This window comes from Streptomyces sp. NPDC093586 (genome assembly GCF_044764905.1).
Lineage (GTDB): Bacteria > Actinomycetota > Actinomycetes > Streptomycetales > Streptomycetaceae > Streptomyces.
In genome coordinates this window covers 76899-102768 of sequence record NZ_JBIWJA010000003.1, presented here as the reverse complement: position 1 = coordinate 102768, position 25870 = coordinate 76899, and the positions used below count along the sequence as shown (strand labels likewise).

Annotated in this window: 29 protein-coding genes; 9 read left to right on the top strand and 20 right to left on the bottom strand. The window is 73.2% G+C overall.

Annotation, left to right across the window (positions count from 1 at the left end; translation table 11 throughout):
- Nucleotides 1–3: 3 nt before the first annotated feature.
- Nucleotides 4–657, bottom strand: coding sequence for a TetR/AcrR family transcriptional regulator (locus ACIRFH_RS04470; protein WP_403517054.1), 654 nt, complete (start codon nucleotides 655–657; stop codon nucleotides 4–6).
- Nucleotides 658–976: 319 nt separating this feature from the next.
- Nucleotides 977–1915 (bottom strand): diiron oxygenase, encoded by a 939-nt coding sequence (locus ACIRFH_RS04465; protein WP_403517053.1) that lies wholly within the window; start codon nucleotides 1913–1915, stop codon nucleotides 977–979.
- Nucleotides 1916–2134: 219 nt separating this feature from the next.
- Between ACIRFH_RS04465 and ACIRFH_RS04460 the strand changes: the two genes are divergently transcribed.
- Nucleotides 2135–2734, top strand: a complete 600-nt coding sequence (locus tag ACIRFH_RS04460; protein WP_403517052.1) for a Uma2 family endonuclease — start codon at nucleotides 2135–2137, stop codon at nucleotides 2732–2734.
- Nucleotides 2735–2743: 9 nt separating this feature from the next.
- Here the strand turns inward: ACIRFH_RS04460 and ACIRFH_RS04455 are convergent, their stop codons facing one another.
- The 6 genes from ACIRFH_RS04455 to ACIRFH_RS04430 all read right to left on the bottom strand — a co-directional run bounded on the left by ACIRFH_RS04455 (nucleotide 2744) and on the right by ACIRFH_RS04430 (nucleotide 8800).
- Nucleotides 2744–4201 carry a penicillin-binding transpeptidase domain-containing protein gene (locus ACIRFH_RS04455; protein ID WP_403517051.1) on the bottom strand — a complete coding sequence of 486 codons (1458 nt, stop codon included), beginning with the start codon at nucleotides 4199–4201 and terminating at the stop codon, nucleotides 2744–2746.
- Nucleotides 4202–4217: 16 nt separating this feature from the next.
- Entirely contained in the window at nucleotides 4218–5591 is a 1374-nt protein-coding gene (locus ACIRFH_RS04450; RefSeq protein ID WP_403517050.1) for an FtsW/RodA/SpoVE family cell cycle protein, read from the bottom strand.
- 43 nt (nucleotides 5592–5634) lie between these two features.
- Entirely contained in the window at nucleotides 5635–6060 is a 426-nt protein-coding gene (locus tag ACIRFH_RS04445) for an SH3 domain-containing protein (protein WP_403517049.1), read from the bottom strand.
- A gap of 143 nt (nucleotides 6061–6203) precedes the next feature.
- The gene (locus ACIRFH_RS04440) at nucleotides 6204–7448 is read right to left on the bottom strand and encodes an ATP-binding protein (protein ID WP_403517048.1); all 1245 of its coding nucleotides are present in this window, start codon (nucleotides 7446–7448) and stop codon (nucleotides 6204–6206) included.
- Complete coding sequence (locus ACIRFH_RS04435) at nucleotides 7445–8188, bottom strand: hypothetical protein (RefSeq protein ID WP_403517047.1); 744 nt, start codon at nucleotides 8186–8188, stop codon at nucleotides 7445–7447. Before ACIRFH_RS04435 ends, ACIRFH_RS04440 begins: the two co-directional genes overlap by 4 nt.
- 105 nt (nucleotides 8189–8293) lie before the next feature.
- Nucleotides 8294–8800 carry a dual specificity protein phosphatase family protein gene (locus ACIRFH_RS04430; RefSeq protein WP_403517046.1) on the bottom strand — a complete coding sequence of 169 codons (507 nt, stop codon included), beginning with the start codon at nucleotides 8798–8800 and terminating at the stop codon, nucleotides 8294–8296.
- A 106-nt stretch (nucleotides 8801–8906) separates the two neighbouring features.
- Between ACIRFH_RS04430 and ACIRFH_RS04425 the strand changes: the two genes are divergently transcribed.
- A complete protein-coding gene (locus ACIRFH_RS04425) occupies nucleotides 8907–9710 on the top strand; it encodes a nuclease-related domain-containing protein (protein WP_403517045.1) in 804 nt (267 codons plus the stop codon).
- 32 nt (nucleotides 9711–9742) lie between these two features.
- On the opposite strand, the gene ACIRFH_RS04420 is transcribed toward ACIRFH_RS04425, so the two are convergent.
- The 10 genes from ACIRFH_RS04420 to ACIRFH_RS04375 form a co-directional block, all read right to left on the bottom strand.
- Nucleotides 9743–10489 carry a DUF4142 domain-containing protein gene (locus tag ACIRFH_RS04420; protein WP_403517044.1) on the bottom strand — a complete coding sequence of 249 codons (747 nt, stop codon included), beginning with the start codon at nucleotides 10487–10489 and terminating at the stop codon, nucleotides 9743–9745.
- Nucleotides 10490–10600: 111 nt separating this feature from the next.
- Nucleotides 10601–11035: a PPOX class F420-dependent oxidoreductase gene (locus tag ACIRFH_RS04415; protein WP_403517043.1), complete on the bottom strand. Its 435-nt coding sequence runs from the start codon at nucleotides 11033–11035 to the stop codon at nucleotides 10601–10603.
- 67 nt (nucleotides 11036–11102) lie between these two features.
- Nucleotides 11103–12023, bottom strand: coding sequence for a DUF3152 domain-containing protein (locus ACIRFH_RS04410; protein ID WP_403517042.1), 921 nt, complete (start codon nucleotides 12021–12023; stop codon nucleotides 11103–11105).
- A gap of 326 nt (nucleotides 12024–12349) precedes the next feature.
- Nucleotides 12350–12685, bottom strand: coding sequence for a TcmI family type II polyketide cyclase (locus ACIRFH_RS04405; RefSeq protein WP_403517041.1), 336 nt, complete (start codon nucleotides 12683–12685; stop codon nucleotides 12350–12352).
- A 90-nt stretch (nucleotides 12686–12775) separates the two neighbouring features.
- Nucleotides 12776–13255 carry an SRPBCC family protein gene (locus ACIRFH_RS04400; protein ID WP_403517040.1) on the bottom strand — a complete coding sequence of 160 codons (480 nt, stop codon included), beginning with the start codon at nucleotides 13253–13255 and terminating at the stop codon, nucleotides 12776–12778.
- Between the two features lies 1 nt (nucleotide 13256).
- A complete protein-coding gene (locus tag ACIRFH_RS04395) occupies nucleotides 13257–13526 on the bottom strand; it encodes an acyl carrier protein (RefSeq protein ID WP_161167749.1) in 270 nt (89 codons plus the stop codon).
- Nucleotides 13527–13624: 98 nt separating this feature from the next.
- Nucleotides 13625–14872, bottom strand: coding sequence for a ketosynthase chain-length factor (locus tag ACIRFH_RS04390; protein WP_403517039.1), 1248 nt, complete (start codon nucleotides 14870–14872; stop codon nucleotides 13625–13627).
- Nucleotides 14869–16152, bottom strand: coding sequence for a beta-ketoacyl-[acyl-carrier-protein] synthase family protein (locus tag ACIRFH_RS04385; protein WP_403517038.1), 1284 nt, complete (start codon nucleotides 16150–16152; stop codon nucleotides 14869–14871). Before ACIRFH_RS04385 ends, ACIRFH_RS04390 begins: the two co-directional genes overlap by 4 nt.
- A complete protein-coding gene (locus ACIRFH_RS04380; RefSeq protein ID WP_403517037.1) occupies nucleotides 16149–16616 on the bottom strand; it encodes a cupin domain-containing protein in 468 nt (155 codons plus the stop codon). The genes ACIRFH_RS04385 and ACIRFH_RS04380 overlap by 4 nt, the downstream gene beginning before the upstream one ends.
- A gap of 77 nt (nucleotides 16617–16693) precedes the next feature.
- Nucleotides 16694–17917 (bottom strand): SchA/CurD-like domain-containing protein, encoded by a 1224-nt coding sequence (locus ACIRFH_RS04375; RefSeq protein WP_403517036.1) that lies wholly within the window; start codon nucleotides 17915–17917, stop codon nucleotides 16694–16696.
- A 267-nt stretch (nucleotides 17918–18184) separates the two neighbouring features.
- Between ACIRFH_RS04375 and ACIRFH_RS04370 the strand changes: the two genes are divergently transcribed.
- From ACIRFH_RS04370 to ACIRFH_RS04345, 6 genes are all read left to right on the top strand, one after another.
- A complete protein-coding gene (locus tag ACIRFH_RS04370) occupies nucleotides 18185–19849 on the top strand; it encodes an FAD-dependent oxidoreductase (RefSeq protein WP_403517035.1) in 1665 nt (554 codons plus the stop codon).
- 151 nt (nucleotides 19850–20000) lie between these two features.
- Nucleotides 20001–20411: a hypothetical protein gene (locus tag ACIRFH_RS04365; protein WP_403517034.1), complete on the top strand. Its 411-nt coding sequence runs from the start codon at nucleotides 20001–20003 to the stop codon at nucleotides 20409–20411.
- Nucleotides 20412–20538: 127 nt separating this feature from the next.
- On the top strand, nucleotides 20539–21078 hold the full coding sequence (locus ACIRFH_RS04360; RefSeq protein WP_403517033.1) for a hypothetical protein: 540 nt from the start codon (nucleotides 20539–20541) through the stop codon (nucleotides 21076–21078).
- Nucleotides 21079–21153: 75 nt separating this feature from the next.
- On the top strand, nucleotides 21154–23523 hold the full coding sequence (locus ACIRFH_RS04355; RefSeq protein WP_403517032.1) for a DUF4132 domain-containing protein: 2370 nt from the start codon (nucleotides 21154–21156) through the stop codon (nucleotides 23521–23523).
- A complete protein-coding gene (locus tag ACIRFH_RS04350; protein ID WP_403517031.1) occupies nucleotides 23523–23915 on the top strand; it encodes a hypothetical protein in 393 nt (130 codons plus the stop codon). The genes ACIRFH_RS04355 and ACIRFH_RS04350 overlap by 1 nt, the downstream gene beginning before the upstream one ends.
- 40 nt (nucleotides 23916–23955) lie before the next feature.
- Nucleotides 23956–24633 carry a hypothetical protein gene (locus ACIRFH_RS04345; protein WP_403517030.1) on the top strand — a complete coding sequence of 226 codons (678 nt, stop codon included), beginning with the start codon at nucleotides 23956–23958 and terminating at the stop codon, nucleotides 24631–24633.
- A gap of 16 nt (nucleotides 24634–24649) precedes the next feature.
- On the opposite strand, the gene ACIRFH_RS04340 is transcribed toward ACIRFH_RS04345, so the two are convergent.
- Nucleotides 24650–25063 (bottom strand): DNA-binding protein, encoded by a 414-nt coding sequence (locus ACIRFH_RS04340; protein WP_403517029.1) that lies wholly within the window; start codon nucleotides 25061–25063, stop codon nucleotides 24650–24652.
- Entirely contained in the window at nucleotides 25060–25323 is a 264-nt protein-coding gene (locus ACIRFH_RS04335) for a CopG family transcriptional regulator (protein ID WP_403517028.1), read from the bottom strand. Before ACIRFH_RS04335 ends, ACIRFH_RS04340 begins: the two co-directional genes overlap by 4 nt.
- Nucleotides 25324–25364: 41 nt before the next feature.
- On the opposite strand from ACIRFH_RS04335, the gene ACIRFH_RS04330 reads away from it, so the two are divergent.
- Entirely contained in the window at nucleotides 25365–25670 is a 306-nt protein-coding gene (locus tag ACIRFH_RS04330; protein ID WP_403517027.1) for a DUF6083 domain-containing protein, read from the top strand.
- Nucleotides 25671–25870 lie beyond the last annotated feature (200 nt).

Below are 25870 nucleotides of genomic sequence, written 5' to 3'. Positions count from 1 at the left end.
GTGTCAGACATCCCCCGCCAGCGCCTCGACCAGCGCCGCGGTCTGCGGGTCGCGCCGCGCGGTGACCGACAGCACGGCCAGGAACTGCTCCACGAGCCAGTCCCGCAGCTCGTCGACGGGCGGCTGCTTCCCCTCGTCCAGCCAGATCAGCGAGGCCGCCTCCACCGCCGTGATCCACATCCGCACGGTCATCCGCAGCCGGGGGCCGGGCTCGGGGGCCTCCAGGTGGCTCACGATGTGCTCGGCGGCGGCCCGGCGCACGCCGTCCACGATGGCCGACGTCCGGGAGGTCTCGGCCACGCTGCCGCCCCGCAGCAGGGCGCTGAAACCGGTGTCGTGCTGGTCGACGAAGGCCAGGTAGCGGTCCAGGGCGCGGGACAGCCGGGCCAGGAGGGGGCCCTCACGGGGTTCGTCGAAGCACTGGCGCAGCACGTCGGCGGCGGAGGTGAGGGCGGCCTCGTAGAGCTGCTGCTTGCCGCCGGGGAAGTACCGGTACACCAGCGGGCGCGAGACCCCGGCCTGCTCGGCGACGTCGTCCAGGGAGACCTCCTCCGGCGACCGGTGGGCGAAGAGGACGAGCGCGGCGTCGAGCAGCTGGCCGCGGCGCTCCTCGACGCTGAGCCGGCGGTAGGCGGGGGTGGGGGCCTGCGGGGTCATGGACCGCAGCGTAATCGCTCCGCTGGGTGGGGCTGGGGGATGATGCGGTGGGTGGTGTTTGGATCGTGCTGGTGCTGGTGCTGGCGGGGGCGGGGGCGGGGGCGGGGTGGGACGCGCTGCCCGGCGCTGTGGGGTGCCGCTGCGCCCACCCGTGCCGCCCAGCGGCACGACTGCCCGCAGCGGCGGCGTGGTTGTCCGGCTCAGCGGCACCACTGCCCGCAGCGGCGGCGTGGTTGTCCGGCTCAGCGGCACGACTGCCTGCAGCGGCGGTACGACTGTCCAGGCCAGCGGCACGACTGCCCGCAGCGGCGGTGGGGTGCTACGCGAGCAGGCCCGAGGACTTCCACAGGCGGCGGCCCACTCCTCGCAGGACGCCGATGTCGTCCAGGAAGTCCGTCAGGCGCTTCGCGCCGGTCTGCATGATCTCCTTGCGGTGGCCGCTGGCCTTGACCTGGGCCATGGCCTCCCGCTTGTCCAGGCCGACGTTCGTGTAGACCTCGGGGTTGATGAAGGCGACCGAGAAGACGCGGGCGAACTCGCCGGAGGTGACCCGGGTGAACTCCTGGGACCACTTCGGGGCCGTCACCATCTGGCGGCGCAGCTCCTCGCGGGCGTACCGCACGTGGCGGGCCTCCTCCACGACGTGGATGCGCGTGACGCCGCGGATCAGCGGCTGGATGCGCTCGTCCGGGAAGGTCAGCCGCTGCATCCAGTCCAGGACCTCCTCGCCGAGCAGCGTGGCGGTGAAGGAGCCGGGCGTGGTGGAGATGGTCTTGAACAGGCGGCCCAGGTGCTGGTGGACTGGGCTGACCGGGTACCACGGGGTCTCACCGCGGGATATCAGCCGGGCGAACATCTTGGAGTGCCGGCACTCGTCCTCGATCTCGGTGAGCGCGTAGCGCACGTGGGCGCTCGTCGCGGCCTTGTCGTAGATGTGCCGCACCAGCAGCTGCATGAGGATCAGCTCGAACCAGATGCCGAGCGAGGCGAGCGCCGCGGCCTCGTGCTGGGAGAGCAGGATGCGCTGCTCCTCGCTCATCCGCTTCCACATCGGGGTGTCGTACAGCGACACCAGCTCCGGGGGCCAGAACCACTTGCCCTCCTCGAAGGGCGCGTCCCAGTCCAGTTCCTTGTCCGGGTCGAAGGAGTGCTTGGCGGACGAGTCGAGGAGCCGTTCGGCCACCTGCTCCCGGTCCTTGAGCAGGCCGAGCGCGTCGCGCAGACCGTCGAGCGCGTCGGCTTCCGTCAGGGTCGTCATGGCTGTCCCACCTCTTCGTGTTACCCGCGGTCACTCGCTCGTCTTATAAGACTGCCTGTCAGTAAGCTCGTCAATCCCCTGGGCGGGACTTGTTGACCGCGGGTAAAGGTGGCGCCGGCGTCAAGGCTCCGCGCGGGTTCACCCGAGGGAGCACTCTGCCGGGCGTTCGCCCTGGGTACGCTGACGGCGTCAGCCAGACTCCGGCACATGGGAGCGATCATGAGCGCCGCACGCGACTACGGGCTGGACGACGACTACGAGTGGCCCCGTCCGCCGGGGGGCGGCTGGACGGCGGACGACCTCGACGAGCTTCCCAACCTGCCTCCGCACACGGAGCTGATCGACGGGAGCCTCGTCTTCGTGGGTCCGCAGACCAATTTCCATTCCCGTGTCATCCGTCTGCTGGACACCGCCTTGTTGGCGCAGGCGCCGGACGAGCTGGACGTCATCCGGGAGATGACCATCAAGCTCAACAAGCGCAATCGTCCGGAGCCCGATGTTCTCGTGTTCCACGCGGACGCCGACACCGGTCCGAAGCAGACCTGGTACCGGCCGGAAGACGTGGTGATCGCTGTCGAGGTCGTCTCGGAGGAATCGGAGGACCGGGACCGAGAGGTGAAGCCGCGGAAGTACGCGCAGGCGGGTATTCCGCACTACTGGCGTGTGGAGGAGAACCAGGGGCTCCCGGTCGTCCATGTCTACGAGATCGACCCCGCCACTCAGTCCTACAGCTTGACCGGCATCTTTCACAACCGCCTCAAACTCACCGTTCCCTTCCCCATCGACATCGACCTCACCGCCGTGAACCGTCGTCGATAGGCATCCTCCTCACCCCCCGAGCACCGCCTCCATCACCGCCCGCGCGATCGGCGCCGCCAGCCCGTTGCCGCTGATGACCTCCCGTCCGCCGGGGGTGCCCTCCACCACCACCGCCACCGCCACCTTCGGCTCCGGGTCCCGGTCGCCCTGCGCCCAGGAGACGAACCAGGCGTACGGCGTGCCCGAGTTGCCGACGCCGTGCTGGGCGGTGCCGGTCTTGCCGCCGACCGTGGCCCCCGGGATCGCCGCGTTCGCGCCGGTGCCGTCCTCCACCACACCGGTCATCAGCTCCTTCAGCCGCTCGGCCGTCGACGGCCGCATCGCCTGCCGGGCGGGCCGCGACCCGGCCGTCGCCACCACGCCGCCGCCCGCCCGCACCGTCCGCTCCACCAGGTACGGCGCCCGCACCTGCCCGCCGTCGGCCACCGCGGCCGCCACCATCGCCATCTGCAGCGGGGTGGCCCGCGTGTTGTACTGGCCGATCGACGACAGCCCGAGCTGCGCCCGGTCCACCGAGGTGTCGAAGGTGCTCCGCGCGACCGAGAAGGGGATGCGCAGCCCGTCGTCGTTGAAGCCGAACGCCTCCGCCGTCGCCGCCATGTCCGCCACGCCCACGTCCACGCCGAGCTTGGCGAACACCGTGTTGCAGGACCACTCGAAGGCCTCCCGCAGCGAGGCGTCCCGGCACCCCTCGCCCTCGTTCGTCAGCCGCGTCCGCGTTCCGGGCAGCGTGTACGGGTCGGGGGAGCGGGTCGGCGCGTCGGGATCCCGGACCACGCCCGCGTCCAGCGCCGCGGCCGCGGTGACCACCTTGAACGTCGAACCCGGCGGATAGGTCCGGCGCACCGCCCGGTTGAGCATCGGCTTGTCCGGGTCGTTGTTCAGCCGGTTCCAGGTCCGGGTGGCGGCCGTGCTGTTCCCGGACAGCGACTGGGGATCGTACGACGGGGTGGACACCAGGGCCAGGATCCGCCCGGTCGACGGCTCGACGGCGGCCACCGCCCCCTTGCGCCCGCCGAGCCCCTCGAACGCCGCCCGCTGCGCGGCCCCGTTGATCGTCGTCACCACGTCGCCGCCCGGGTTGAGGGTGCCCGTGACGTCGTTCCACAGCGGGAGCGGCGCGAGCATCGGGTCGGCACCGGACAGCAGGCCGTCCTCGGCGTGCTCCAGCAGGGACGTCCCGTACCCCTGCGAGGCGAAGCCGGTGACCGGCGCGTACATCGGGCCGTTCACGTACGTCCGTTCGAAGCGCAGGTGCTCGCCGGTGTCCCGGGAACCGGTGACCGGCTCGCCGCCGACCAGGATGTCACCGCGCGGCTGCTGGTAACGGGCGATGTCCGGGCGGCGGTTGGCGGGGTTGCCGTCGTACTCCGGCGCCTGGACGATCTGCACGCGGGCGGCGTTCACCACCAGGGCGACCAGCAGCAGGGCGCAGAAGGCGGCGGCGTGCCGGATGTACCGGGTCATCGCGGCCCCTGCCCGCTCACGGCGCCGCCCGCTCGTCGCCCAGGCTGCGGGCCGCGTGGCTGATCCGGATCAGCAGCGCCACGATCGCCCAGTTGGTGACCACCGACGAGCCGCCCTGGGCCAGGAACGGCATGGCCATGCCGGTCAGCGGGATCAGCCCGGTCACCCCGCCCGCGATGACGAACACCTGGAGCGCCACGATCGAGGAGAGACCGACCGCGAGGAGCCGGCCGAACGGGTCGCGGGCGCCGAGGCCCGCCCGGAAGCCGCGCTCCACCAGCAGCGCGTACAGCAGGAAGACCGCGGTCAGGCCGAGGAAGCCCAGCTCCTCCCCGGCCGTCGCCAGGATGAAGTCCGACTTGACGGCGAAACCGATCAGCACGGAGTGCCCGAGGCCGAGGCCCGTGCCGGTCACCCCGCCCGCCGCGAAGGCGAACAGCGACTGGGCGAGCTGGTTGGCGCCCTCTCCGGCCTCGATCGACGCGAAGGGGTGCAGCCAGTCCTCCACCCGGCTGTGCACGTGCGGCTCCAGCCAGCCCACGGCGACCGCGCCGAGCGAGGCCAGCAGCAGGCCGACGGCGATCCAGCCGGTGCGGCCGGTGGCGACGTAGAGCAGGACGACGAACAGGCCGAAGAACAGCAGTGAGGTACCGAGATCACGCTCCAGGACCAGGACGCCGACGCTGACCAGCCACACGGCGACGATCGGGCCGAGCACCCGGCCGGTGGGCAGTTGCAGCCGCCACACGCGGCGGCCCGCGTACGCCAGGGCGCTGCGGTTGGCGGCCAGGTACGCGGCGAAGAACACGGCGAGGAACACCTTGGCGAACTCGCCGGGCTGGATGGAGAGGTCCTCGATCCGGATCCAGATGCGGGCGCCGTTCACGGCCGGGAACAGGATCGGCACGGTGAGCAGGACGAGGGCCGCGGCGACGCAGACGTAGGCGTAGCGCTGCAGGGTGCGGTGGTCGCGCAGGAGCAGGACGACGACGATGAACAGCGCGACGCCCAGCGTGGACCACACCAGCTGGGCCGGGGCCGCCCGGTCGCCCGGCGTCTCCAGGTCGAGCCGGTAGATCAGCACCAGGCCGAGGCCGTTGAGCAGCACGCCGATGGGCAGCAGCAGCGGATCGGCGCAGGGCGCGCGCAGCCGTACCGCCAGATGCGCGACCACCGCGAGCACCCCGAGTCCGGCGCCGTAACCGGCGGCGCCGGGCGGCAGGGTGCCGCGCTGGGCGAGGCCGACGTCGCAGTAACCGAACACCGACAGCAGGACGGCCATGACGATGAGGGCGAGTTCGATGCCACGGCGCCGGGGGAGGCGGGCGGCGGGAACGGGTGCGTCCGCCTGGGCCACGGTGATTCCGGTCTCGGTTCCGGCCTTGGTCATGTCCGGTATTTACCCACATGGTGCGATGTGCGGGGTGCCGGTATCAGCACCAGCGCGGCGCGGGACCGATGTTCGCGATGTAGCGGGCCGCGCCCCAGGCCCAGGTGCCGTCGGTGAGGAGGTACCAGCGCGGGTTGCCCTGCACCGTGTCGCCGGTGGTCTTGCAGTAGATGTGGACGATCTCGCCCCGGCGGGCGTACCGGATGACCTCGGAGCCGCGGGTGGGCGAGGTGCGCAGGGCGAGCCGGTCGGCCGTGACGCGCCCCAGGTAGTCGCCCTGCGGCTGCCGGCCGTCGGCGTCGTCGTCGCCCCGGGCGGGGCTGCCGGCGGCGCTGCCGGAACCGGAGTTCCCGCCGCCCCGGTCGTCGTTCGCGACGGCGGGCGTGGCGACGGCGGCGGCGAGCGCGCCGGCGGCGGCCGTCACGGCGATGCGCCGGGTCAGGGGGGAGCGGGGGTTCAGCAGCGGCATGGGTACCTCCCGGGAGGCGAGGGCGTCGACGCGGTCGAAAGTGCCGACGTGGTCGAATGTGACTAACCGCCACATTAGGAGCGGCGGGTCGGGGTCGCCCGTCGCACTGCGCCATCGGGGAAGGGACGGGGATCGCCCGCGGGTCAGGGCCGCTGAGGCAGCGTCAGGGTCGCCAGCGCCCCGCCGCCGGGCGGATTCGCGAACTCCAGCCGCGCGCCGAGCACCTCCGCCTGCCCGAGCGCGATCGTCAGCCCGAGCCCGTGCCCCTTCGTGCCGCTCTCGGTGCGGAACCGCTGCGGCCCGTGCGCGAGGAGGTACTCCGGATAGCCGTCCCCGTGGTCCCGCACGGTGATCACCGGCCCGTCCACGGTGATCACCACCGGCGCCCGCCCGTGCCGGTCGGCGTTCGCGACGAGGTTGCCGAGCACCCGCTCCAGCCGCCGCCGGTCCGTCACCACCCGCGCGTTCCGTGCGACGTCCACGCGCGCGTCGGTGCCGAAACCCCGCACGACCCGCCGGACCAGCGCGCCCAGCTCCTCCGGGTCCGCCTCCAGGCGCTCCCGCCCGGTGTCCAGCCGGGAGATCTCCAGCAGGTCCTCGGTGAGCGTGCGCAGGGCGGCCACCCGGTCGCGCACCAGCTCGGTCGGGCGGCCCGGCGGCAGCAGCTCGGCCGCCGCGTGCAGCCCGGTCAGCGGGGTGCGCAGCTCGTGCGCCACGTCCGCGGTGAACCGCTGCTCGGCCAGCAGCTTGCCCTGCAGCGACGCCGCCATCGAGTCCAGCGCGGCGGCGACCGAGGCCACCTCGTCCTGCGGACGCGTCGGATCCTTCGTCCTCGGGTCGCCGACCCGCGCGTCGAGGTCACCGGCGCTGATCCGCCGCGCCACGCGCGCCGTCGTGTGCAGCCGGCGCGTCACCCGGGTCACCGCGAACGCGCCCACCACCAGCGTCGCCCCGATCGCCAGCCCCGACGACCACACGATCGCCCGGTCCAGGCCGTCGATGGTGCGCTCGCCCTGCGAGTGGTCGACCCGCACGGCGACGACCCGGCCGCCGTCGACGGGGCCCGCCGCCCACATCGTGGGGTGCCCGTCGTGCTCGTCGACCATCGTGCCGCGCCGGCCGGAGGCGGCCAGCCTCCGCAGCGACGGCGGCAGCCCCGGCGGATCGACGCCCGCGTCCCGGCGCAGCGGATCCCCGGCCTCGTACGCCGCCGTCGCCTCCCGCAGCCGGGCCAGGGCGGTCTTCCGGGCCTGTCCCACGGTCTGGTCGGTCACCGAGACGTGCACCAGGACGCCGAGCAGCGCGGCGAGCGCGCAGCACATCACGGTGATGAAGACGGCGGCCTTCAGGGCGAGCGGGCCCGCCCACCGCGGGAAGACGGCCCTCACCGGGGGCCCGCCGACGGGGAGGCGGAGGGGCGCCTCACACCCGCTCCGCCGCCGGTGCGCAGCATCTCGTCGCGGGTGAGGAGCATCGCGTCCTGGTCGGGGTCCCAGGTCCACTGGAGGCGGTACTCGTAGCCCGCCACCTCCGACGGGGACCGGACGATCACCGACCGCCCGGCCAGCTCGACCGCGCTCACGGCGTCCTCGTAGGACATGACCCGCACGATCCGGCCCTTCTCCACGGCGTAGACGCGCACGGCGGTCATCTTCTCGGGCAGCAGCCGGAAGCCCAGCACCATCTCGGGGCGCCCGTCGCCGGTCAGATCGCGGTAGTAGGGCCGGAGCACGGGGCAGCGGGCGCTCTCGCCGGCCGCGCCGCAGTCGGCCATGAGCCGGGCGGTCTCGCGGTACGGCGCCCGGGCGCCCGCGTAGTCGTCCGGGTGCGCGGCGATCTCGGCCCGTACGGCGGCCACCGGATCGGCGCGGCGAATGTCGCCGCCCGGTACGGCGACGCCCTTGACCACCTCGTGGTCCACCTCGCCGATGTCGTAGGCCGGACTCGACGCCGGCGTCAGGTCCGGCCACAGCCGGACGGGACTGACCGCGGTCGGTGTGGCGCCCGCGCTGCGCAGTCCGCCCGTGTCACCGCAGCCCGCGACCGTCACGGACGCCGCCGCGGCCGCCAGCAGCAGCGCGCAGGCGGCGGGGGCACGGGCCGGGCGCCCACGGCGGCTGGGGAGCACGGCCCTCCTGGAGTTCGGTGATCGTCGAGTCCGGTGATCGTCGTCGGTGGCCCCGCACCCTCGTTCGTACGGGAGTCCATTTTGCCCGCCCTGCCGCGTACCGGGCTAATCGGCCAGCTCCTCGAGCAGCCGGGCGGTCACCAGACCGGCCCGCAGGTACTCCGCGAACAGCTCGTTGTGCAGCGCCCACGGCGAGCGGCGGGCCCGGATCAGCCGCATCGCCTCCTCGGCACCGCGGCCCCGGTGCATCAGGACGTGGGCGACCACGAGCCCGGAACGGTTGTACCCGTGGAAGCAGCGGACGAGGACCCTGCGCCCCGCGTCCAGCGCCTCGCCCGCGGCCTGGGCCAGCCGGATCACCCCCGCGAGCTGCGTGCCGTCCAGCGGCCCGTCGGGGATCGGCCACACGTGGTGCTCGACGCCCGGGTCCGGGCCGTGACCGGGCAGCCTGAGCAAGGTCTGCACCAGGTCGAACTCGTCCCGCACCACGGCGGACTCCAGCTGCCCGCCCGGCCGCCTGAACTCGTGCCCGCCCATCCACAGTCCGGGCACGATCTCGTCCCACGGCCTGCCCGGCGCCGGTACGTCGGATCCCATGCCACGGGTACGCAACGCGCCTCCCCATCCCGCCCGAGGACCTGCCCCGCTCCTGTGCAACGGTAGCCCGGTCTTGCCCCCGGAGCACCCTCCTGGTCCCATGGTCCTGGGGTGATGGTGCATGAGCGGACTGCGCGTCGTACCGACCCGGTGGCACGGCCGGGAGCGGCTCTACGTCCGCCTCGCGGACGGCCGGGACATCGCCTGGTACGACCGTGGGACGGCCCGGGTCAGCCTGCTGAGCGACGAGCGCGCGGACGAGGTGCTCGACGCCCTGGCGCCCTTCGTCACCGGTCCCGTCACCGTCGGCCCGCCCCCGGTGCCCACCCCCGCCGAACTGGCCCGGCTCTCCCTCCACCCGGACGACGACCTCGCCCCCAACCGGCCCGGCGAGGCGCTCCTGGTCGCCCTGGACCGCGAGCCCGGCCCGGCGCACCGGCTGCGCCCCGACCCGCGCCGCCGGAAGCTGGCGGCCGAGCAGCTGACCGGGCGGGTCCTCGACGGGCTCGACCGCGCCGGCTGGCACACCCTGCACTCCGTCCCGCTGCCCGGCGGCGACCGCATCCACCACCTGGTGATCGGACCCGGCGGTCTCTTCGCCGTCCACGTGCTGCCCGCCCGCAGGCAGCGGGTCCGGATCGCCGACCCGCTGGTCACGCTGGGCCGCCGTACGCCCCGGCCCCTGCTGGACCGGGTCCGCGCCGACGCCGGCCGCGCCTCCTGCGCCCTGACCGCCGAGGTCCGTCCCGTCCTGGTCCTCGTCGGCCCGGCCGGCGTCGACGTCACGGTCCCGCCGCGCGGGGTCCGCGTCCTGACGGCCGGGGAGCTGCCCGGCCTGGCCCGCCCGGGCGGGGTCCTCAAGCCGGCGGACGTGGCGGCCCTGCACGCGACGGCACGCGACCGCACCGCCTGGACGCGGGTCTGACCCTCCGGCGCCGGCCGCTCCCGAGGGTGCGGTCAGGGTGCCGCCGGGGACGGCGTCGGCGTCGGCGCGGCCGTGTTCACGTTCAGGTCGGGGCGCGGCCTGAGCACCAGCACCCGCTCTCCCGGCCGGGGCGGGGGCGGGGTGACCTTGTCCTTCGGGAGCTTCGCCGGGCCGGTCTGCTGGAAGGTGACCCGGTCGTACTCGACCAGCCCGGTCCTCTCCAGGACCGTGATGTGGTCCAGGACGGTGTCGTTGGCCAGGTCGGCCAGCCGGCGCACCAGCGTGTTCCTGGTGGTGGCCCGGATCGCGGCGACGGCCGGGAAGATCTGGCCGTGCGTCACCCGCATGACGGTGACCGCCGAGGAGTCGAACTCCTTGCCGCTCTTGGCACCGACGGTCGCCACGAAGCCCTGCTGCTGCGGGGAGGCCTCGTTGGGCAGGGTGATGCCCAGTTCGGGGGCGATCTCGCGGCACATCGCGTCGAGTCCGGCGTGCCCGACGACCAGGTGTTCCCCGGCCGTGCGCATCTCCTTGCCGGTCCCGCGCCGCATGGCCATCTCGCCCAGCGGGTACTCCCACAGCCCGGCGGCCCGGACCTTGACGACGAAGTCGCGGTCGGCCTCGGTGAGCGGCCCGTACCTCGTGCTCGCGATGACGCGGTCCTGACCGCCGTCGGGCTCCTCCAGACCGAGCAGGGCCGGGAAGGCCAGCGCGGTGAGGGTCAGGATCATCGCACCGAGCAGGACGACGACTCCGGTCCTGCCGCGGGACAGCCGCATGATGCCTCCAGGGCGACGCGTGGGACTCGTACGCCAGGAGATACGCGAACGGCGGCCGGATCGATCACCGCCGCGGCACCCGACCCGGAACGGCCCACCGCCCCGTCCCGCTCAGCCGAGATCGGCCCCGTAGACCCGGTCGACGGTGATCGTGACCAGCACCCGGCGGTCGGACACCATGACCGACCGGTACTCGTCCCAGTCCGGGTGCTCCCCGGCGGCCGCCCGGTAGTACTCCACGAGCGCCTCGACCTCCGGGCCGTGCGGGTCGGTGCCGGGGCCCGTCAGGGTCGCCGTCCCCTCGGCGGTCGCCCAGGACCTGCCGTCGGGGGCGGTCACCTCCAGCGTGGCCCGCGGGTCCCGGCGCAGGTTGGCGGTCTTGGCCAGGCCCTCGCGGGTCGAGACGCGGATGACACCGGCTTCGGGGTCGTAGGACGGCATGACGGGGGAGAGCTGCGGGCGGCCGTCCGCCTTGATGGTCGCGAGCACGCCGAGCCGGCTCGTCGCCAGCAGGGCGCGCGGGTCGAAGGAGGGAGTGGTGGTCATGGAGGGATCATCGCCCCCCGCCCCGCCGTCTGTCCCGCGAACCGCCCGCCGGCGGGGCCGTCCGTGGTCAGGGGACCGCGGGCCCGCCCAGGTAGTCGCCGTCACGGTCGTAGGGCCAGGCGTTGGCGACGCAGCCCTTGAGGCCCTTGATCTGCTGCATCATCGCGGGGGCGGGCCGCCCGGGGCCGGGGCACGTCTCGTGGCCGTGGCCGATGCGGTGGCCGACCTCGTGGTTGACGATCAGCGCGCGGTAGTCGCCGATCGGACCGTCGAACTCCGGGGAGCCGAGCACCCAGCGCTTGAGGTTGACCACGACGTCCTTGCCGACGCTGCAGTTCACCTCGCCCCGGGTGCGCAGGCCCGCGGCGCCGCAGATCTCGTCGACGGTGCCGGGCGTGGCGATCTTCACCACGAAGTCGTACGAGCCCGAGCTGACGAGCCGGAAGGAGTCGGTGCCGTTGCGGGTCCAGCCGCGGCGGTCGGCGAGCACCGCGGATATCTCGGTCGCCGCCGCGCTCGGCCGGATGTCGATGCCCTTCTCGACGAGCACCTTGTAGCGCCGGACGCGGCCGCCGGTGCCCACGGTCGTGCCGTCGGCCTGCGCCGTGGTGAAGGTGCCGGGGCCGGTCGCGGGGATGGCGATGGTGGAGGGGGACGGGGAGGCGGAGGGGGCCGCGGAGGCGCTGCCGCCCGGGGCCGGGGTCGGGGACGTCGGGCCGCCGGTGGTGTCGGGTACGGCAGGCCGCTCGACGGACTCCAACGCGTCGTTGACGTCGGCGGCCTGGTCGTCCGTCACCGAGGACCGGGCGTCGCGCCAGTGGGCGACGGCGGCACCGGCGCCGACCAGCACGGCACCGAAGGCGAGGCCGGCCAGGGCCACACGGACCGGCCGCCTTCGTCGCCGGGCGCGGGCGCGGGCGCGGGACCTCGGCCCGTCACCACCCGTCACGGATCCGCGGTGGTGTCGGCGGGCGGTGGATCGGCCCACGACGAGCGTCCTCTCTCCTGGTCGGCGGGGCGGCGGATCGTGGTCCGGCCGCTGCGGGGACCCGGCACGGCAGGGGTACCGGGCGGTGACACGCGCCCAGCGCAACTCCCCTGGCGCTTAAGGGCGCTGGTGTGTCACGAAGATAAAACCGGAAGTGCGTGCGAAACCGTCGCAGGTCCACGCGTGGGGCTTCTCACGCCGGTGCCCGGCTCCGGTGGGGCAACCTTCGGGCGCCCTCGGAGGTCCGCGCGTGTCCCACCGTCCACGCGTCGGGGCCGCCCGCGGAAGGCGGGCGGCCCCGACGCACGGCGGACGGCAGGCCGGCGTCAGCCGGCGGTGGTCCGGTCCCAGGTGTAGAAGCAGCGCGCCATCGCGTCCTTGGGACCGCGCCAGGTCGCCGGGTCGTACGCCGACACGTACGGCTCGAGCCGCTCGCTGACCCGGCGGAACTCCGGGTGCCCGGTCAGCCGGCCGATGGCCGGGGCCGGGTCCTCGTCGCTCTCGATGAGGTGCAGGTACACACCGTCACCGAACTCGAAGAGACTGCGCCGGTTGACGCCCACCAGGTGGGGCAGCTCGCCGCGGTCGGACTCGGCGAACACCTTCGCGATGTCCGGTGCCGCGCCCGGTGCCATCCGGGCGACGATCAGGGTGTGGTGCATGGGGAGGTGTCCTCCGTCGGTGTCGGTCGCTGTCGGTCGCTGTCGGTCGCTGTCGGTCGGTGCCGGTCGGTGCCGGTCGGTTCGACGGCGTCAGTCGGCGAGCACCGCGGCGGTCCGCCGCTCGCCCGCGGCCTGTTCGATCCGGTCCCGGATCAGCGCCATCTGTGTGCGGGAGTTGCGGTTGATGTTGTCCGTCATCCAGGCGTCGTCGACGGGCGCGTCCGGCTTCATCGCGAAGTCCTGGACCCAGCGCATCCGCGTGCCCTCCGCGGTCTCGGCGTACTCCCAGACGATGTTCATGTACTGGAAGGGGCCGGTCTCCACCCGGTGGGCGCGGACGGTGCGGGAGACGGGGTCGGCGACGCGCTCGGAGACCCAGCTCCACACCTTGCCGTCCGCGTCCGGGTGCATGGTGAGCCGGAAGGTGACGGTGTCGCCGTCGCGTTCGAGGACCTCCACGGAGGCGTACTCGCTGAACAGCCGCGGCCAGCCCTCGATGTCGTTGGTCATGTCCCAGACCAGGTCCATCGGCGCGGCGATGGTGATCTCGTTGTCGGTGTGCCCTGCCATGTCACACTCCCGTCTTCAGTGCGCCGTTGACCAGCGCGAGGAAATCCGCGGGCGTCTTGCAGCGTTCGGCCTGCTCCGGCAGGCCCAGCCCGTACCGCTTCTCCAGCTCGGCCACGATGCCCAGCAGGCCGAGGGAGTCCAGGCCGAAGGTGTCGAAACCGGCGTCGGCCTGCTGCTGGAGGGTGACCGGGTCGACGTGCACACCGGCGGTGCGCTTCATGAGCGCCGACAGTTCCTCGACGGTCACCTGGTAGTCCACTTGGTCGGTCATGCGAGGTACTCCTTCACTCGGATCGGCGTCCACCGGGAGGCGGCGCCCGCTCGGGATGGTGATGGCTCGGGACGGGGCGGGTCGGGCCCGGCCGGTGCTCAGGCGGTGGGCGGGCCCTGGCGCAGGACCAGAGCCGAGTTGCAGCCCATGAGCCCCCGGCCGAGGACCAGGGCCGTGCGCGTCGCGGCGGGACGGGCCCGGCCGGCCACCAGGTCCAGGTCGTGGCAGACGTCGTACACGTTCGGGGTGGGCGGGATCAGCCCGTGCTCCATGGCGAGCACCGCGGTCGCCACGTCCAGCACCGGCGCCGCGCAGTACGCCCGCCCGGTCCCGGTCTTGGGCGCGGTGACCGGCACCCGCCGCGCGTGCGGTCCGAGGGCGTCGGCGAGCGCGAGGGCCTCGGCCCGGTCGGCCTCCGGCACCCCGAGGGCGTCCGCGAACACCACGTCCACCTCCTCGGGCCGGCAGCCGGCCTCCGCCAGCGCGCCCTCGATCGCCCGCGCCAGCCCGGCCCGCGACTCCTCCCAGCGGGAGGCGCCGGTGAAGGTCGCCGCGTGCCCGGCCACCGTCGCCCGCGCCTCGGCCCCGCGCTCACGCGCCGCGTTCTCCTCCTCCAGCAGGAGCACGGCCCCGCCCTCGGCCGGCGCGAAACCGCAGGCCGCCCGCGTGAACGGGCGGTAGGCGCGGTCCGGCTCGACCGCCCGGCTCAGCTCGGGATAACCCAGCTGGCAGACGATCGAGTACGGGGCGAGCGGCGCCTCCGTCGCGCCGCACACCACCGTGTCCGTGCCGCCCCGCACGGTCAGCGCCGCGTGCGCCAGGGCGTCCAGACCGCCCGCCTCGTCGGCGGCGACGACACCGCAGGGGCCCTTGAAGTCGTTGCTGATGGAGATCTGGCCGGTGCTGGCCGCGTAGAACCAGGCGATCGACTGGTACGGGCCGACGTACCGCGACCCCTGGCCCCACAGGTTCTGCAGTTCCCGCTGCCCGAACTCGCCGCCGCCCGAACCCGCCGCGGTGACCACGCCCACCGAGTACGGCGAGGCGACGTCACCGCGGCCGAACCGCGCGTCGTCGAGCGCGAGCTGCGCGGCGGTCATCGCGAAGTGCGTGAACCGGTCGGTCTGGACGAGGTACCGTTCGTCGATCAGCTCCGACGGGTCGAAGCCGCGCACCTCGCCCGCCACCCGCAGCGGCAGGTTCTCGCAGCCCTCCCGGGTGACGGGCCCGAGACTGCTGGTGCCGTCCGCGACCGCCTTCCAGTGGGCCTCCGCCCCGATGCCGTGCGGGGACACCACGCCGATGCCGGTGACGACCGCGCGCCGGGGCCGTTGTGGTCCGCTCATCGTGGCCCTCCTTCCGAGCCGGAGCCAGAACCGCTGAGTACGACGGCGGACTGGAAGCCGCCGAAGCCGCTGCCCACCGACAGCACGTGCCGAAGCGAACGCTCCCGGGCCTCGCGAGGCACGTAGTCCAGGTCGCACTCGGGGTCGGGGGTCGTGTAGTTGGCCGTGGGCGGCACCACCTGGTGGTGCAGCGCCAGCACGCACGCGGCCAGCTCGATCGAGCCGATCGCGCCGAGCGAGTGGCCCACCATGGACTTGATCGAGCTCATCGGCGTCCGGTACGCGTGCTCGCCCAGCGACCGCTTGACCGCGGCGGTCTCGTGCCGGTCGTTCTGCTGGGTGCCGGAGCCGTGCGCGTTGACGTAGTCGACGGCGGTGGGGTCCAGCCGGGCCATGTCCAGCGCGGTGTCGATCGCCCGCGCCATCTCCAGACCCTCCTTGGTGAGCCCGGTCATGTGGTACGCGTTGCCGAAGGTCGCGTAGCCGGAGATCTCGCAGTACACGTCCGCGCCGCGGGCCCGGGCGTGCTCCAGGTCCTCCAGGACCAGCACCGCCGCGCCCTCGCCCATGACGAAACCGTTGCGGTCGGCGTCGAAGGGCCGGGAGGCGTGTGCCGGGTCGTCGTTGTTCGGCGAGGTCGCCTTGATGGCGTCGAAGCAGGCCATGGTGATCGGCGATATCGGCGAGTCCGCCGCGCCCGCCAGGCACACGTCGACCCGCCCCTCGGCGACGGCGTGGAAGGCGTACCCCACCGCGTCCAGACCGGAGGTGCACCCGGTGGACACCGTCTGCACCGGCCCGCGCACCCCGAACTCCTCGGCCACGGCGGACGAGAGGGTCGCCGGGGTGAAGGCCCGCTCCAGATGCGGCTCGGCCCGCCGCTCGTCCACGTCCCACCGCGAACCGCGCTCGCTGACCAGGACGTAGTCGTGCTCCAGCCGGGTCGTGCCGCCGACCGCGGTGCCCAGCGTGGCACCGGCCCGCCACGGGTCCAGCCGGCCCATGTCGAGCTCCGCGTCGCGCACCGCCTCGGCGGCGGCGACGAGCGCGAACTGCACGTACCGGTCGCACCGCTGCACGGTGGCGAGGTCCAGCCCGTGCGCGGACGGTTCGAAGTCGCACTCGGCGGCGATCTGCGAACGCAGACCGGCCGGATCGAAGAGGGAGATGCGCCGCGTCGCCGTACGGCCGTCGGACAGCAGGCCCCAGAACTGGGGCACGCCGATCCCGCCCGGGGCGACGACGCCTATGCCCGTGACGGCGACCCGTCGCCGCGTCATGACACCGCCTCGGCCGCCGTGGCGGGACGCCCGTGCCCGGCGCACCCCGCGTGGCCGTCGAGCGGCAGGGCGTTGCCCTCCGCGTCCTCCGTGTCGACGTGGCCGAGCTCCGGCCGCGGGGCCAGCGGCCCCAGGTGGAACACGATCCGCGCCTCGACGTCGCCGACGTTGCGGAAACGGTGGCGCACGTTCTGCGGGATCAGCACCCCCTGCCCGACGGACAGCGCGTGCGGAGTCCCGTCCAGGTCCACCTCGAGCGTGCCGTCGGTGACGTACACGAACTCCTCGGAGTACGGGTGGTAGTGCTCGGCGATCCGGTCGCCGGGCTGCACGATGGCCACGCCCATGAAACCGCTGGTCGACCCGGAGGTCGTGGGCGTGAGAAGGGCGCGGAGGTCTCCGCCGCGACGCGTGTTGGGCGGGATGTCGCCGAGGGAGACGATGCGTACCTGCTGGTCTGTCATGTCGGTCACTCCGGAAGGACGGAAGGCGGTGGGGAAGTCCGGCGCGCGGCCCGGCCGGCGGGCCGCGCGCCGACGGGTCAGGAAGGGAGCGAACGCCGGTCGGTCAGCGGGGTCATACGGGCCCGCGCGAGCAGCCGCGACAGCGTGCCGGCGTCCGTCAGGGGCCCGTCGATGCCGACCGAGGCGATGTCCAGCAGCCGCTCGGCCACCGCGACACCGGCCGCGTCCGCGGACCCCTCGCGGTCGTGCAGCCCCAGGACGAACGCCGGCGCCTCGTCCGGGTCACCGGCCACGTCGACGAGCCGTACGACGAGGTCGTCGCGGTGGAAGACGGTGGCGGCGAGGACCGGGCCGTCCGGGGTGTACACGGCGGACGCGTCCTGCCGCGCCAGCAGCCGGGCGAGTTCCGGACCCGCGCCGGCCCGCACCGGATAGAGCAGCGCACACCGCTGCGGGCGCGCCTCGGCCCCCGTCACGGACGCCACGTGGTGGACGGCCGGCATCGCGGCCAGGGTGAAGAACCGGCGTGCGGAGTTCGGGTCGTTCAGATCGCGGTCCTCCTCCAGGTACGGATTGAGGGCCTCCTCGACCGCCCGCACCCCGGGCTGCCGGGCGACGTGGCGCAGCGCGGTCTGCAGATCACCCCGCACCTCCACCGCCCGCACGATCCGGTTGCCGTGCATGAAGAGCGAGGTGCGCAGCAACCGGGTGTTCTCGTCGGCCTGGGCCTCGGGGGAGGCGTAGTTCGACAGCAGCTCGGCGACCTTGGCCTCGCTGCCGGGCCGCACGGTGAAGGTCAGGGCGTGCCGGACGACGTTGCCCCCCACCCGGGGAGGGGCGCACAGCGCCTCACCGGCCGCCGCGGAGACCACGGCACCGTCGGACGCGGTCTCCCGCAGCACGCTGTAGCGCAGGGAGCGGGTGTCGCGGACGCAGTCCTGCAGGGGCTCGACGGTCGACAGGTGCTCGTCGCTGTTGACCCACGCCAGGAAGGGCGCCGCGCTCTCCCATTCGCTGGTCAGCAGCCACTGCGTCGGGTTCTCCAGGGACTGGCACAGCTGGTCGCTGACATGACCCGGCACGGCCGCGACCCGGTGGCGGATGCGCTCGTAGGCGTCGAGGAACTCCTGCTGCATGCCGTCGTGGATGTCCAGCATCAGCACGACCCGCACGCGGGATCCGTCGAACGCGGATATCGAGACGCCGCCCGCGTCCGCGGACACGGCGGCCGTCGCCCCGGCACCCATGGCTGCGGGATCCGTCGATCCGGAATCCGACGACACGACGGGAGAGACCGTCATCCGGCCCACCTCTTCTCGGGGGAACTTCCTCGTGTACGGGTGAGTACGACCGTCGCTGCGCATGCCGTGTGCGACGGGATGCGCCGGTCGCGTAAGCACGATCGTGGGCCGTTCCCGCGGGGACCGCGAACCAGACGGGTTAAGCGGGTGAAGCCTGAGCCGCCGCAGGCGTCACGGGGCATGCATGAAGCCCCGGCCCCTGCACGTCAGGGGACCTGCCACTCGACGACGGCCCTACCGAGGCCCGACGCAACGGAGGAACGAGCGATGAAAGAAAGAGCCGATCGATCGGGACCCGGGGTCCACCGCGTCCCGGTGCTGATCGTCGGAGGTTCCCTGGTCGGCCTGTCGACCTCGGTCTTCCTGGGCCGGCTCGGCGTCCGGCACACCCTGGTGGAGCGGCACGCGGGCACCTCCATCCACCCTCGGGGACGCGGCAACAACGTCCGCACGATGGAACTGTTCCGGGTGTCGGGCACCGAGCCGCTCATCCGGCGGGCCGCCGCCACGCTGGCCGACAACCACGGCATCCTCCAGACCCCGACGCTGGTCGGCGACGCGGGGGAGTGGCTGTTCAGGAAGATCGACCCGGGCAACGGACTCGCCCGGTTCAGCCCCAGCGGGTGGTGCCTGTGCAGCCAGAACGACCTCGAGCCCGAACTGCTCGCCCACGCCCGCGAACTCGGCGGCGACCTGCGCTTCGGCACGGAACTGCTGTCGTTCGACACGGACGCCGACGGGGTCACGGCGATCGTCAGGAACCGGGAGACCGGCGAGCACACCACGATCCGCGCGAACTACCTGGTGGCCGCCGACGGCCCCCGCAGCCCCGTCCGGGAACGGCTCGGCATCGGACAGAGTGGCCCCGGCGACCTCTTCCACAACATCAGCATCACCTTCCGCTCCCGCCGCCTCGCCGACGTCGTGGGCGACCGCCGCTTCATCGTCTGCTACCTCACGGCCCCGGACGCGGACGGCGCCCTGCTCCCGGTGGACAACACGGAGAACTGGGTCTTCCACGCCCCCTGGCACCCGGAGAACGGCGAAACGGTGGAGGACTTCACCGACGAACGCTGCGCCGCCCACATCCGCCGCGCGATCGGCGACCCGGGCATCGACGTCGAGATCACCGGCAAGGCACCCTGGCACGCCGCCCAGCGCGTCGCCCGCAGCTACCGCTGCGGCCGCGTCCTGCTGGCCGGCGACTCGGCCCACGAGATGTCCCCCACCGGCGCGTTCGGCTCCAACACCGGCATCCAGGACGCCCACAACCTCGCCTGGAAACTGGCCGCCGTCCTCGACGGCTGGGCCGGTGACGGCCTCCTCGACACCTACGACGCCGAACGCCGCCCGGTCGCGGAGGCCACCAGCGCCCGCGCCGCCGCCCGCTCCGCCGAGCACAGCCACCCCGGCTTCGCCCCGCCCCCGGCACCCGGAGGCGGCGGCGGTCCCCAGCGCGGCATCCTCAACGTCGCCCTCGGCTACCGCTACCCCCAGGGCGCGGTCGTCGGCGCCGACCCGGCGACGCCGGTGGTCCCGGAGGGCCTCTCGCTGACGGGCGAACCCGGCAGCAGGGCCCCGCACCTGTGGCTGCTCCGCGGCGACGACCGCGTCTCCACCCTCGACCTCTACGAACGCTCCCTCGTCCTGCTCAGCGACGCGACGGAGTCCAGCGGCTGGCACGAGGCGGCGACACTGCTCGGCGACGAGATGCGGGTCCCGCTGACGCCGTACCGGGTGGGCAAGACCCCCGACGCCGACCTGCTGCCCGAGAACGACGACACCGACTGGGCGAAGGCCCATGGCGTCACGCGCGGCGGAGCGGTCCTGGTGCGCCCCGACGGCTTCGTGGCGTGGCGCGCCCCGGGACCGGTGCCGGACCCCACGGCGATGCTGCGTCAGGTGGTGACGTCGGTCCTGTCCCTGGCCTGACACCCCGAGCCCCGCTTGACCAGTCCCCGGCGACATGGTTCACGCCAACGGGTGAATCCCTGAATGGACGTCCGGTCCGCCCCCGCCGGGTGCGCTGTGCTGAGTCCGCTGAGACACAGCACGCCGTCATCGGGCAGGGGGAACGGAACACATGGACCTGGTCGTCCTGGGCGCCTGGCTGCTGACCGCGGCCCTGGGCGCCTACCTCGCCACCGTCTGGATCCGCCACGGCGGCCTGCGCCAGCGCACGCCCGGCGTGACCCGGCTGCCGCTGTGGCTGGTGGTCGGCCACGTGGCGCTCGCCGTCACCGGACTGGCCGCCTGGGCCGTGTACCTCCTGGGCGGCCTCCGCAGCACGGCGTGGGCGGCCTGCGCCGCGGTCCTCGTCGTGGCCGCCCTCGGCTTCATGATGCTGCTGCGCTGGCTCCCCAGCTCCGGCCGCCACTCCCAGACCACCGGCACGGCGGAACGCCACTTCCCGCTGACCGGCGTGGTCGCCCACGGCATGAGCGCGGGCGCGACGGTCCTCCTGGTCGTCCTGGCGGTGCTGCGCCAGGCCTGAGGGCGCCGCCGGGGTCGGCGGTCCACAGGGTGAACGGCCGACGAGGCCGCCCCGTCACCTGTCCCGAAACCACGGAGTAGGGCAATGTGTCCCCGACTGTCCGCGTCAGTCACAAGGGGGATCGACGGTGTGGGAACAGCTGCCCGCGTTGGCCGGCGTCGTCGTGGGAGCGGCCGGCTCCTACCTGGCGACCAGCCTCACGGAACGGAGCAGGTGGCGGCGGGCCAGGGCGGAACGCTGGGACCAGAAGAGACTGGACACCTACGCCTCCTACGCCAACGCCCTGAAGCACCAGATCAACATCGCGCAGCGCATGGGGGCGGCGCGGGGCTTCCAGCACGCCGTGGACCCCTTGGACCCGGAGCAGGGCCTCACGCAGCTCGCCGAGGCCGAGGCCCGGCGTGCGGCCGAGTGGGAGTCCGTGCTGCTCGTCGGCGACGCCGAGACCATAGGGGCGGCCCGCACGTGGCACGAAGCCGTGTGGAACGTCGAGCTCTACGCCCGCGGCGCGAAGGACGACCCCGCCGGCTGGGAGGAGGCGGTCCGGCGGATGAGCCGGGCGCGTGACACCTTCTACACCCTCGCGCGCCGTGATCTGGGCATCGCGGGACCACCACCGCCGTCCGGGAACTGGCCCCGTGTCTGGCAGCAGGACGGAACGGGCTGACACCCCCCGCCGGTCGCGGACCTGCGCAGACGCACAGTCGAACGCGTTGTCGGTCCCCTCTGCCATCATCCGGCCATGCTGAACGACGCCCTGGTGACCGGGGATCGCGAGAGGGGCCCGACGAGCCCCGCCGACCGGCTGATGCGCGCGCTGACCGACCCGGACTTCACCGACGAGGACGGGCACCCCGACCCGTCACAGGTCACCGACGAGGAACTCGGGACCCTGCTCGTCGCGGCCTACCGGGCGGACGTCTCGGCCACACCCACGATGCGGAACATCCGCTTCCTGATCCAGCGCACGGCCGGGGAACGGCAGCCCCGCTACACGCCCGCCGCGTGCCGCCGGATGTTCGAGCTGCTCGTCGACGCGTGGGAGGAACACGGCCGGGCCGACCTCACCCCGGGCCTCGACGCACTGCTGCACCGCACGGGACCGCTGCCCGACGTGTCCGGACCGGCCCGCACCCTGGTCGGGCTGTGGCTGAAGCAGGACGTCGTACGCCAGCCGTACGCGCTGCTCGCGGTGGCGGCGCTCGCCGGCGACGAGGCACTGAGGACGGTCGTGGAGCGGCTCTCCCGCGACGTGGGCCCCATCGTCGCCGACGAGACAGCCGTCGTCGCCGGACTCACCCCGCTCGAACAGACGGTGCTGTCCGAGATCGACCGGGACAGCCGATTCGACTCGCCGCTCGCCCACACCTGGCGCAGATCGGCCGAGAACCCGGCGTACGTGGCGTTCACCCGCCGCGCGCTCGAAGCGGCCGCCGACCGCACCGACGCGATCCGGGCCGGCGAGATCCCCTACCGGGCGGACAAGGCGTTCACCGACCGGGAGGTCATCTCGCTCGGACAGGCCCTGCGGGTCGCGCTGCTGCGCGACGAACCCTGGCTGCCCGAGCTGTTCGACCGGCTGCTGCCCGGCATCGCCCTCGCGCCCACGGCGGCGAAGACGCTCCCCTCACAGGCCCTCCTGTACGAAGTGGCCCGCGCCGCACAGGACTTCCCGACACCCGAACTGATCACCGCGATCCGCACCGTACGCCGGACCGTCCGGCACGCCGGAGTGCCCAGGCAACTGGACAAGATGCTCAGGAAGGCGGACGCGGCCCTGGCCGAACGCACCGACGTGGCACTACGGCTGCCGAGGCTGGACTTCGACGACGATGGCGTCCTGCGCCGGCCGGCCGGCGACTACCGGGCGGTCGTCACGGTCACCGACAGCGCCACGCTGACCTGGGAGAAGGACGGCCGCCCGCTGCGCACCGTCCCGGCACCGGTGCGCCGCGACCACGCCGCCCTGGTCAAGGAACTGCGCGACCTGGTGAAGCGGGTGAACGCCCAACTCGCCACCCTCCTGCGAGCCCTGGAGGGCGGCTTCACCGTCGACGCCGTCCACCCGTACGGCTGGTGGCGCACCGAACTGGCCGGCCACCCCCTCGCCCGGACCCTCGTAGGCCGGCTGATCTGGGAGATCGAGGTCGCCCCCGGCGAGTGGCGGGCCGTCCTGCCCGAGACGGACGAAGACCTTCCCGACGCGCCCGACGACGCCTCCGTACGGCTCTGGCACCCGCTCCGCTCCGGCCCCCACGCCGTACGGGCCTGGCGGGACCTGCTCACCGAACGGCGCATACGCCAGCCCTTCAAGCAGGCCTTCCGCGAGATCTACCGCCTCACCCCGGCCGAGGAGCGGACCGGCGTCTACTCCAACCGCTTCGCCGCCCACCTCGTCCACTACCGCAGGATGTTCGCCCTCTTCCGCGCCCGGGGCTGGAAGAGCAGCCTGCTCGGCCCCTGGGACGACGGGGACGGCGACGAGGCCGAGCGCACCCTGGCGGCGGGGGAGTGGCGGGTCCGCTTCCACCACACCTGGTCCGACTCCGCCGGCGACGACGCACTGGCCACGACCGACCAGGTCCGCTTCGACCGCCGGCGGGAGGACACCTGGCGCGAGACACCGCTCGCGGACGTGCCCCCGCTGGTGTTCAGCGAGGCCATGCGCGACGTGGACCTCTTCGTCGGCGTGACCTCGATCGCCACCGACCCCGACTGGACCGACGGCGGCGCCGAGCGCGCCTACTGGGAACGGACCGCCTTCGGCGAGCTGACCGAGAGCGCCCTGGCCCGCCGAGACGTACTGGAACGCCTCCTGCCCCGCCTGAAGATCGCCGACCGCTGCACACTCGACGGCCGCTTCCTGCGCGTACGGGGCGATCTGCGCACCTACAAGATCCACCTCTTCTCGGCCAACATCCTGATGGAACCGGACGACAGCTACCTGTGCGTCGTCGCGGCACGGCGCCCGGCCGACCGCACGGTGTTCCTGCCCTTCGACGACGAACGGCTCGCGCTGATCCTCAGCAAGGCGTTCCTGCTGGCCGCCGACACCGACATCACCGACGAGACGATCCTCCGCCAGATACGGCAGAACGAGCGAGGCGCCTGATGGCCACCGTGACCTTCCGGGACGAGACCGCGACGGGCAAGCGGATCGCCGAGTGGGAGGCGACAGGCCTGCCCGACCGGATGACCGTACGGGAGCTGATCGGCCTCCGCGTCCACGAGGAGGTCACCCGGCACAACACCCGCCCGGGCGACCACTTCAACGGCCTGGTCCGCCCCGAAGGCGCCGAACAGACGCCGCACGGCTACCACTTCCCCCGACCCCGCCTCATCGACGCGGCCCGTCAGACCGAAGCGGCCGAACACGCCTTCGCGACCAACGGCTTCTTCATCCTCTCCGACGACCGCCAACTCGAAGCCCTGGACGACCCGGTGGACCTCACGACGACCCCCGTCCTGATCTTCATCAAGCTGATCGCCCTGGTCGGCGGCTGAGCCCCGACCCCGAGGAGACCCCTGCGGATACGGTGCTGCCATGCCCCGAACACCCGAACCCGGCCCTCCCCCGTCCCCCGTCACCGCGGACGACCTCGACCGCGCCGTGCGACTGGCTGTCGCAACCCTGGGCGAAGCGTCCCCGGCGGCGTGGGCCGGGAAGGCAGGTTCGCTGGAATGGGACTGCTGGGAGACCGTCGAGCACCTCGGCGACGACCTCTTCGCCTACGCGGCGCAACTCGCCCCGCGGACACCACCGTTGACCGGGGAAGTCCCCTTCGTCTGGGAGAGCCGACGCCCCGGCGGCCCGGCGAACGCCATCCACGCGGACCGCGAGGCGGGCCCCGCCGGCCTGCTGCAGGTACTGGAGGCGAGCGGCGCACTGCTGGCCGCCGTGGTCCGCACGACACCCCCGCACGTCCGCGCGTACCACGTCTTCGGCATCTCCGACCCCGAGGGCTTCGCCGCCATGGGCATCACGGAGACCCTGGTCCACACCCACGACCTGGCCCAGGGCCTCGCCCTCACCTGGACCCCACCCGCCGACCTGTGCGCCCGCGTCCTCACCCGCCTGTTCCCGGACGCCCCGCGCACCGCGGCCCCCTGGCCCACCCTCCTCTGGGCCACGGGCCGCGCCGACCTCCCAGGACACCCCCGCCGGACCACATGGCGCTGGGACGGCACGCCTCGGAAGGCGACTGCGCCCGGCGGATCATGAGCAGTGGGTCCTGAAGTCACACCTTGATGACGGTGGCACGCCCACCGCAGAGGGCGCCGAGATCCTCCGGATCGGACGTGAGGATGGTGACGGGGCCGGGCGCGGCGAGGGCGGTGGCGCTGAGCATGGCGTCGATGGCGCACTTGTGGCCGTGCAGCCCCGCGTCGTGAAGGAGAGCGGTCGCGTGCCGGGCGATGGGTTCGGTGACCGGCTCGACGACGAGGCGGGACAGCGTCCACTCCAGAGCCGGCCGGTTGATCCGGGGGTGGACCACCTCGACGAGGGTTGCCGCAGAGGTGATCACCCGCAGGTCGTCGGCGCGTGCGAGGGCGAGCCAGCCGGTGACGGTGCGATCGCGCAGCACGGCCTTGGCCAGCCCTTCACCATCCAGGACCAGCGTCCCACCGGGCACGGCGGGAGAACGGCTCACGCGGCACTCGCCTCGCCCTGTGACTGCGCTTTCCGCGCCTGATGGAGTTGATCACGCAGAGCCTGGACCTCCTCGTCTGTGACGGGCCCGTGCTCGGCTTCGGCGACCTGGATGAGCTCGTTCAGATTGTCCCGCTCGATCTGACGGGCCACGGCGGCAGCCACATAGGCGGACAGTCCGGAGGGGCCGCTACGGGCCTTGGCGGCTTCGGCGATGTCGCGCGGCATGGTGATCGAGTACTTGCCGGTAGGCTCGCTCATGCTACCAATCCTACCTCTCATCCTCCCGATATCGGTCACCGGTGCTTGAGCAGGTCCGGGTGTCACCGGAGCCGTCCATGAAGCCGCTGACCCATGAGGTGCCGATGGAACGGCGGTGGACCGAGCTGTCCGGCGGACGGGCCACGGTCTACGGGATGTGCCCGCCGAGTCAATTCCCGCGGAGCCGCATCGAGCACGGTCGCGCCGGTCCCGCACAACCTCTGTCGGATCTCTGGCCGCTACGGGAAGACGGCCCACACCCCGTTCACGGCAGTCGGCATACCCGCTCGGAGCGGCACACGCCTGCACATACGCGAAGACCCCGACCTCAGCGTTTCCGCTGGTGACGGGGTCTTGGGCACACTTACACAGGGTGCCCCCGGCAGGATTCGAACCTGCGCACACGGCTCCGGAGGGCGATTGTGTCCCAGTCGTCTGTGCAGGTCACGGGTGCCGAGCAGCCCGCAGATATGGCCGCTCGTCCACAGGGCGTCCACGCCTGGGCTGTCGATACCGCAGGACGCTGGCGAACATCGGCAAGTCGTGC

What these genes read in the sequence shown, in the direction of transcription:
- ACIRFH_RS04395 (WP_161167749.1), bottom strand. Translation starts at nt 13,526, where the DNA reads ATGACCGACCAAGTGGACTACCAGGTGACCGTCGAGGAACTGTCGGCG.
- ACIRFH_RS04380 (WP_403517037.1), bottom strand. Translation starts at nt 16,616, where the DNA reads ATGACAGACCAGCAGGTACGCATCGTCTCCCTCGGCGACATCCCGCCC.
- ACIRFH_RS04415 (WP_403517043.1), bottom strand. Translation starts at nt 11,035, where the DNA reads ATGACCACCACTCCCTCCTTCGACCCGCGCGCCCTGCTGGCGACGAGC.
- ACIRFH_RS04390 (WP_403517039.1), bottom strand. Translation starts at nt 14,872, where the DNA reads ATGAGCGGACCACAACGGCCCCGGCGCGCGGTCGTCACCGGCATCGGC.
- ACIRFH_RS04420 (WP_403517044.1), bottom strand. Translation starts at nt 10,489, where the DNA reads ATGCGGCTGTCCCGCGGCAGGACCGGAGTCGTCGTCCTGCTCGGTGCG.
- ACIRFH_RS04425 (WP_403517045.1), top strand. Translation starts at nt 8,907, where the DNA reads ATGAGCGGACTGCGCGTCGTACCGACCCGGTGGCACGGCCGGGAGCGG.
- ACIRFH_RS04450 (WP_403517050.1), bottom strand. Translation starts at nt 5,591, where the DNA reads ATGACCAAGGCCGGAACCGAGACCGGAATCACCGTGGCCCAGGCGGAC.
- ACIRFH_RS04365 (WP_403517034.1), top strand. Translation starts at nt 20,001, where the DNA reads ATGGACCTGGTCGTCCTGGGCGCCTGGCTGCTGACCGCGGCCCTGGGC.
- ACIRFH_RS04460 (WP_403517052.1), top strand. Translation starts at nt 2,135, where the DNA reads ATGAGCGCCGCACGCGACTACGGGCTGGACGACGACTACGAGTGGCCC.
- ACIRFH_RS04400 (WP_403517040.1), bottom strand. Translation starts at nt 13,255, where the DNA reads ATGGCAGGGCACACCGACAACGAGATCACCATCGCCGCGCCGATGGAC.
- ACIRFH_RS04455 (WP_403517051.1), bottom strand. Translation starts at nt 4,201, where the DNA reads ATGACCCGGTACATCCGGCACGCCGCCGCCTTCTGCGCCCTGCTGCTG.
- ACIRFH_RS04335 (WP_403517028.1), bottom strand. Translation starts at nt 25,323, where the DNA reads ATGAGCGAGCCTACCGGCAAGTACTCGATCACCATGCCGCGCGACATC.
- ACIRFH_RS04445 (WP_403517049.1), bottom strand. Translation starts at nt 6,060, where the DNA reads ATGCCGCTGCTGAACCCCCGCTCCCCCCTGACCCGGCGCATCGCCGTG.
- ACIRFH_RS04465 (WP_403517053.1), bottom strand. Translation starts at nt 1,915, where the DNA reads ATGACGACCCTGACGGAAGCCGACGCGCTCGACGGTCTGCGCGACGCG.
- ACIRFH_RS04405 (WP_403517041.1), bottom strand. Translation starts at nt 12,685, where the DNA reads ATGCACCACACCCTGATCGTCGCCCGGATGGCACCGGGCGCGGCACCG.
- ACIRFH_RS04375 (WP_403517036.1), bottom strand. Translation starts at nt 17,917, where the DNA reads ATGACGGTCTCTCCCGTCGTGTCGTCGGATTCCGGATCGACGGATCCC.
- ACIRFH_RS04345 (WP_403517030.1), top strand. Translation starts at nt 23,956, where the DNA reads ATGCCCCGAACACCCGAACCCGGCCCTCCCCCGTCCCCCGTCACCGCG.
- ACIRFH_RS04370 (WP_403517035.1), top strand. Translation starts at nt 18,185, where the DNA reads ATGAAAGAAAGAGCCGATCGATCGGGACCCGGGGTCCACCGCGTCCCG.
- ACIRFH_RS04350 (WP_403517031.1), top strand. Translation starts at nt 23,523, where the DNA reads ATGGCCACCGTGACCTTCCGGGACGAGACCGCGACGGGCAAGCGGATC.
- ACIRFH_RS04470 (WP_403517054.1), bottom strand. Translation starts at nt 657, where the DNA reads ATGACCCCGCAGGCCCCCACCCCCGCCTACCGCCGGCTCAGCGTCGAG.
- ACIRFH_RS04355 (WP_403517032.1), top strand. Translation starts at nt 21,154, where the DNA reads ATGCTGAACGACGCCCTGGTGACCGGGGATCGCGAGAGGGGCCCGACG.
- ACIRFH_RS04385 (WP_403517038.1), bottom strand. Translation starts at nt 16,152, where the DNA reads ATGACGCGGCGACGGGTCGCCGTCACGGGCATAGGCGTCGTCGCCCCG.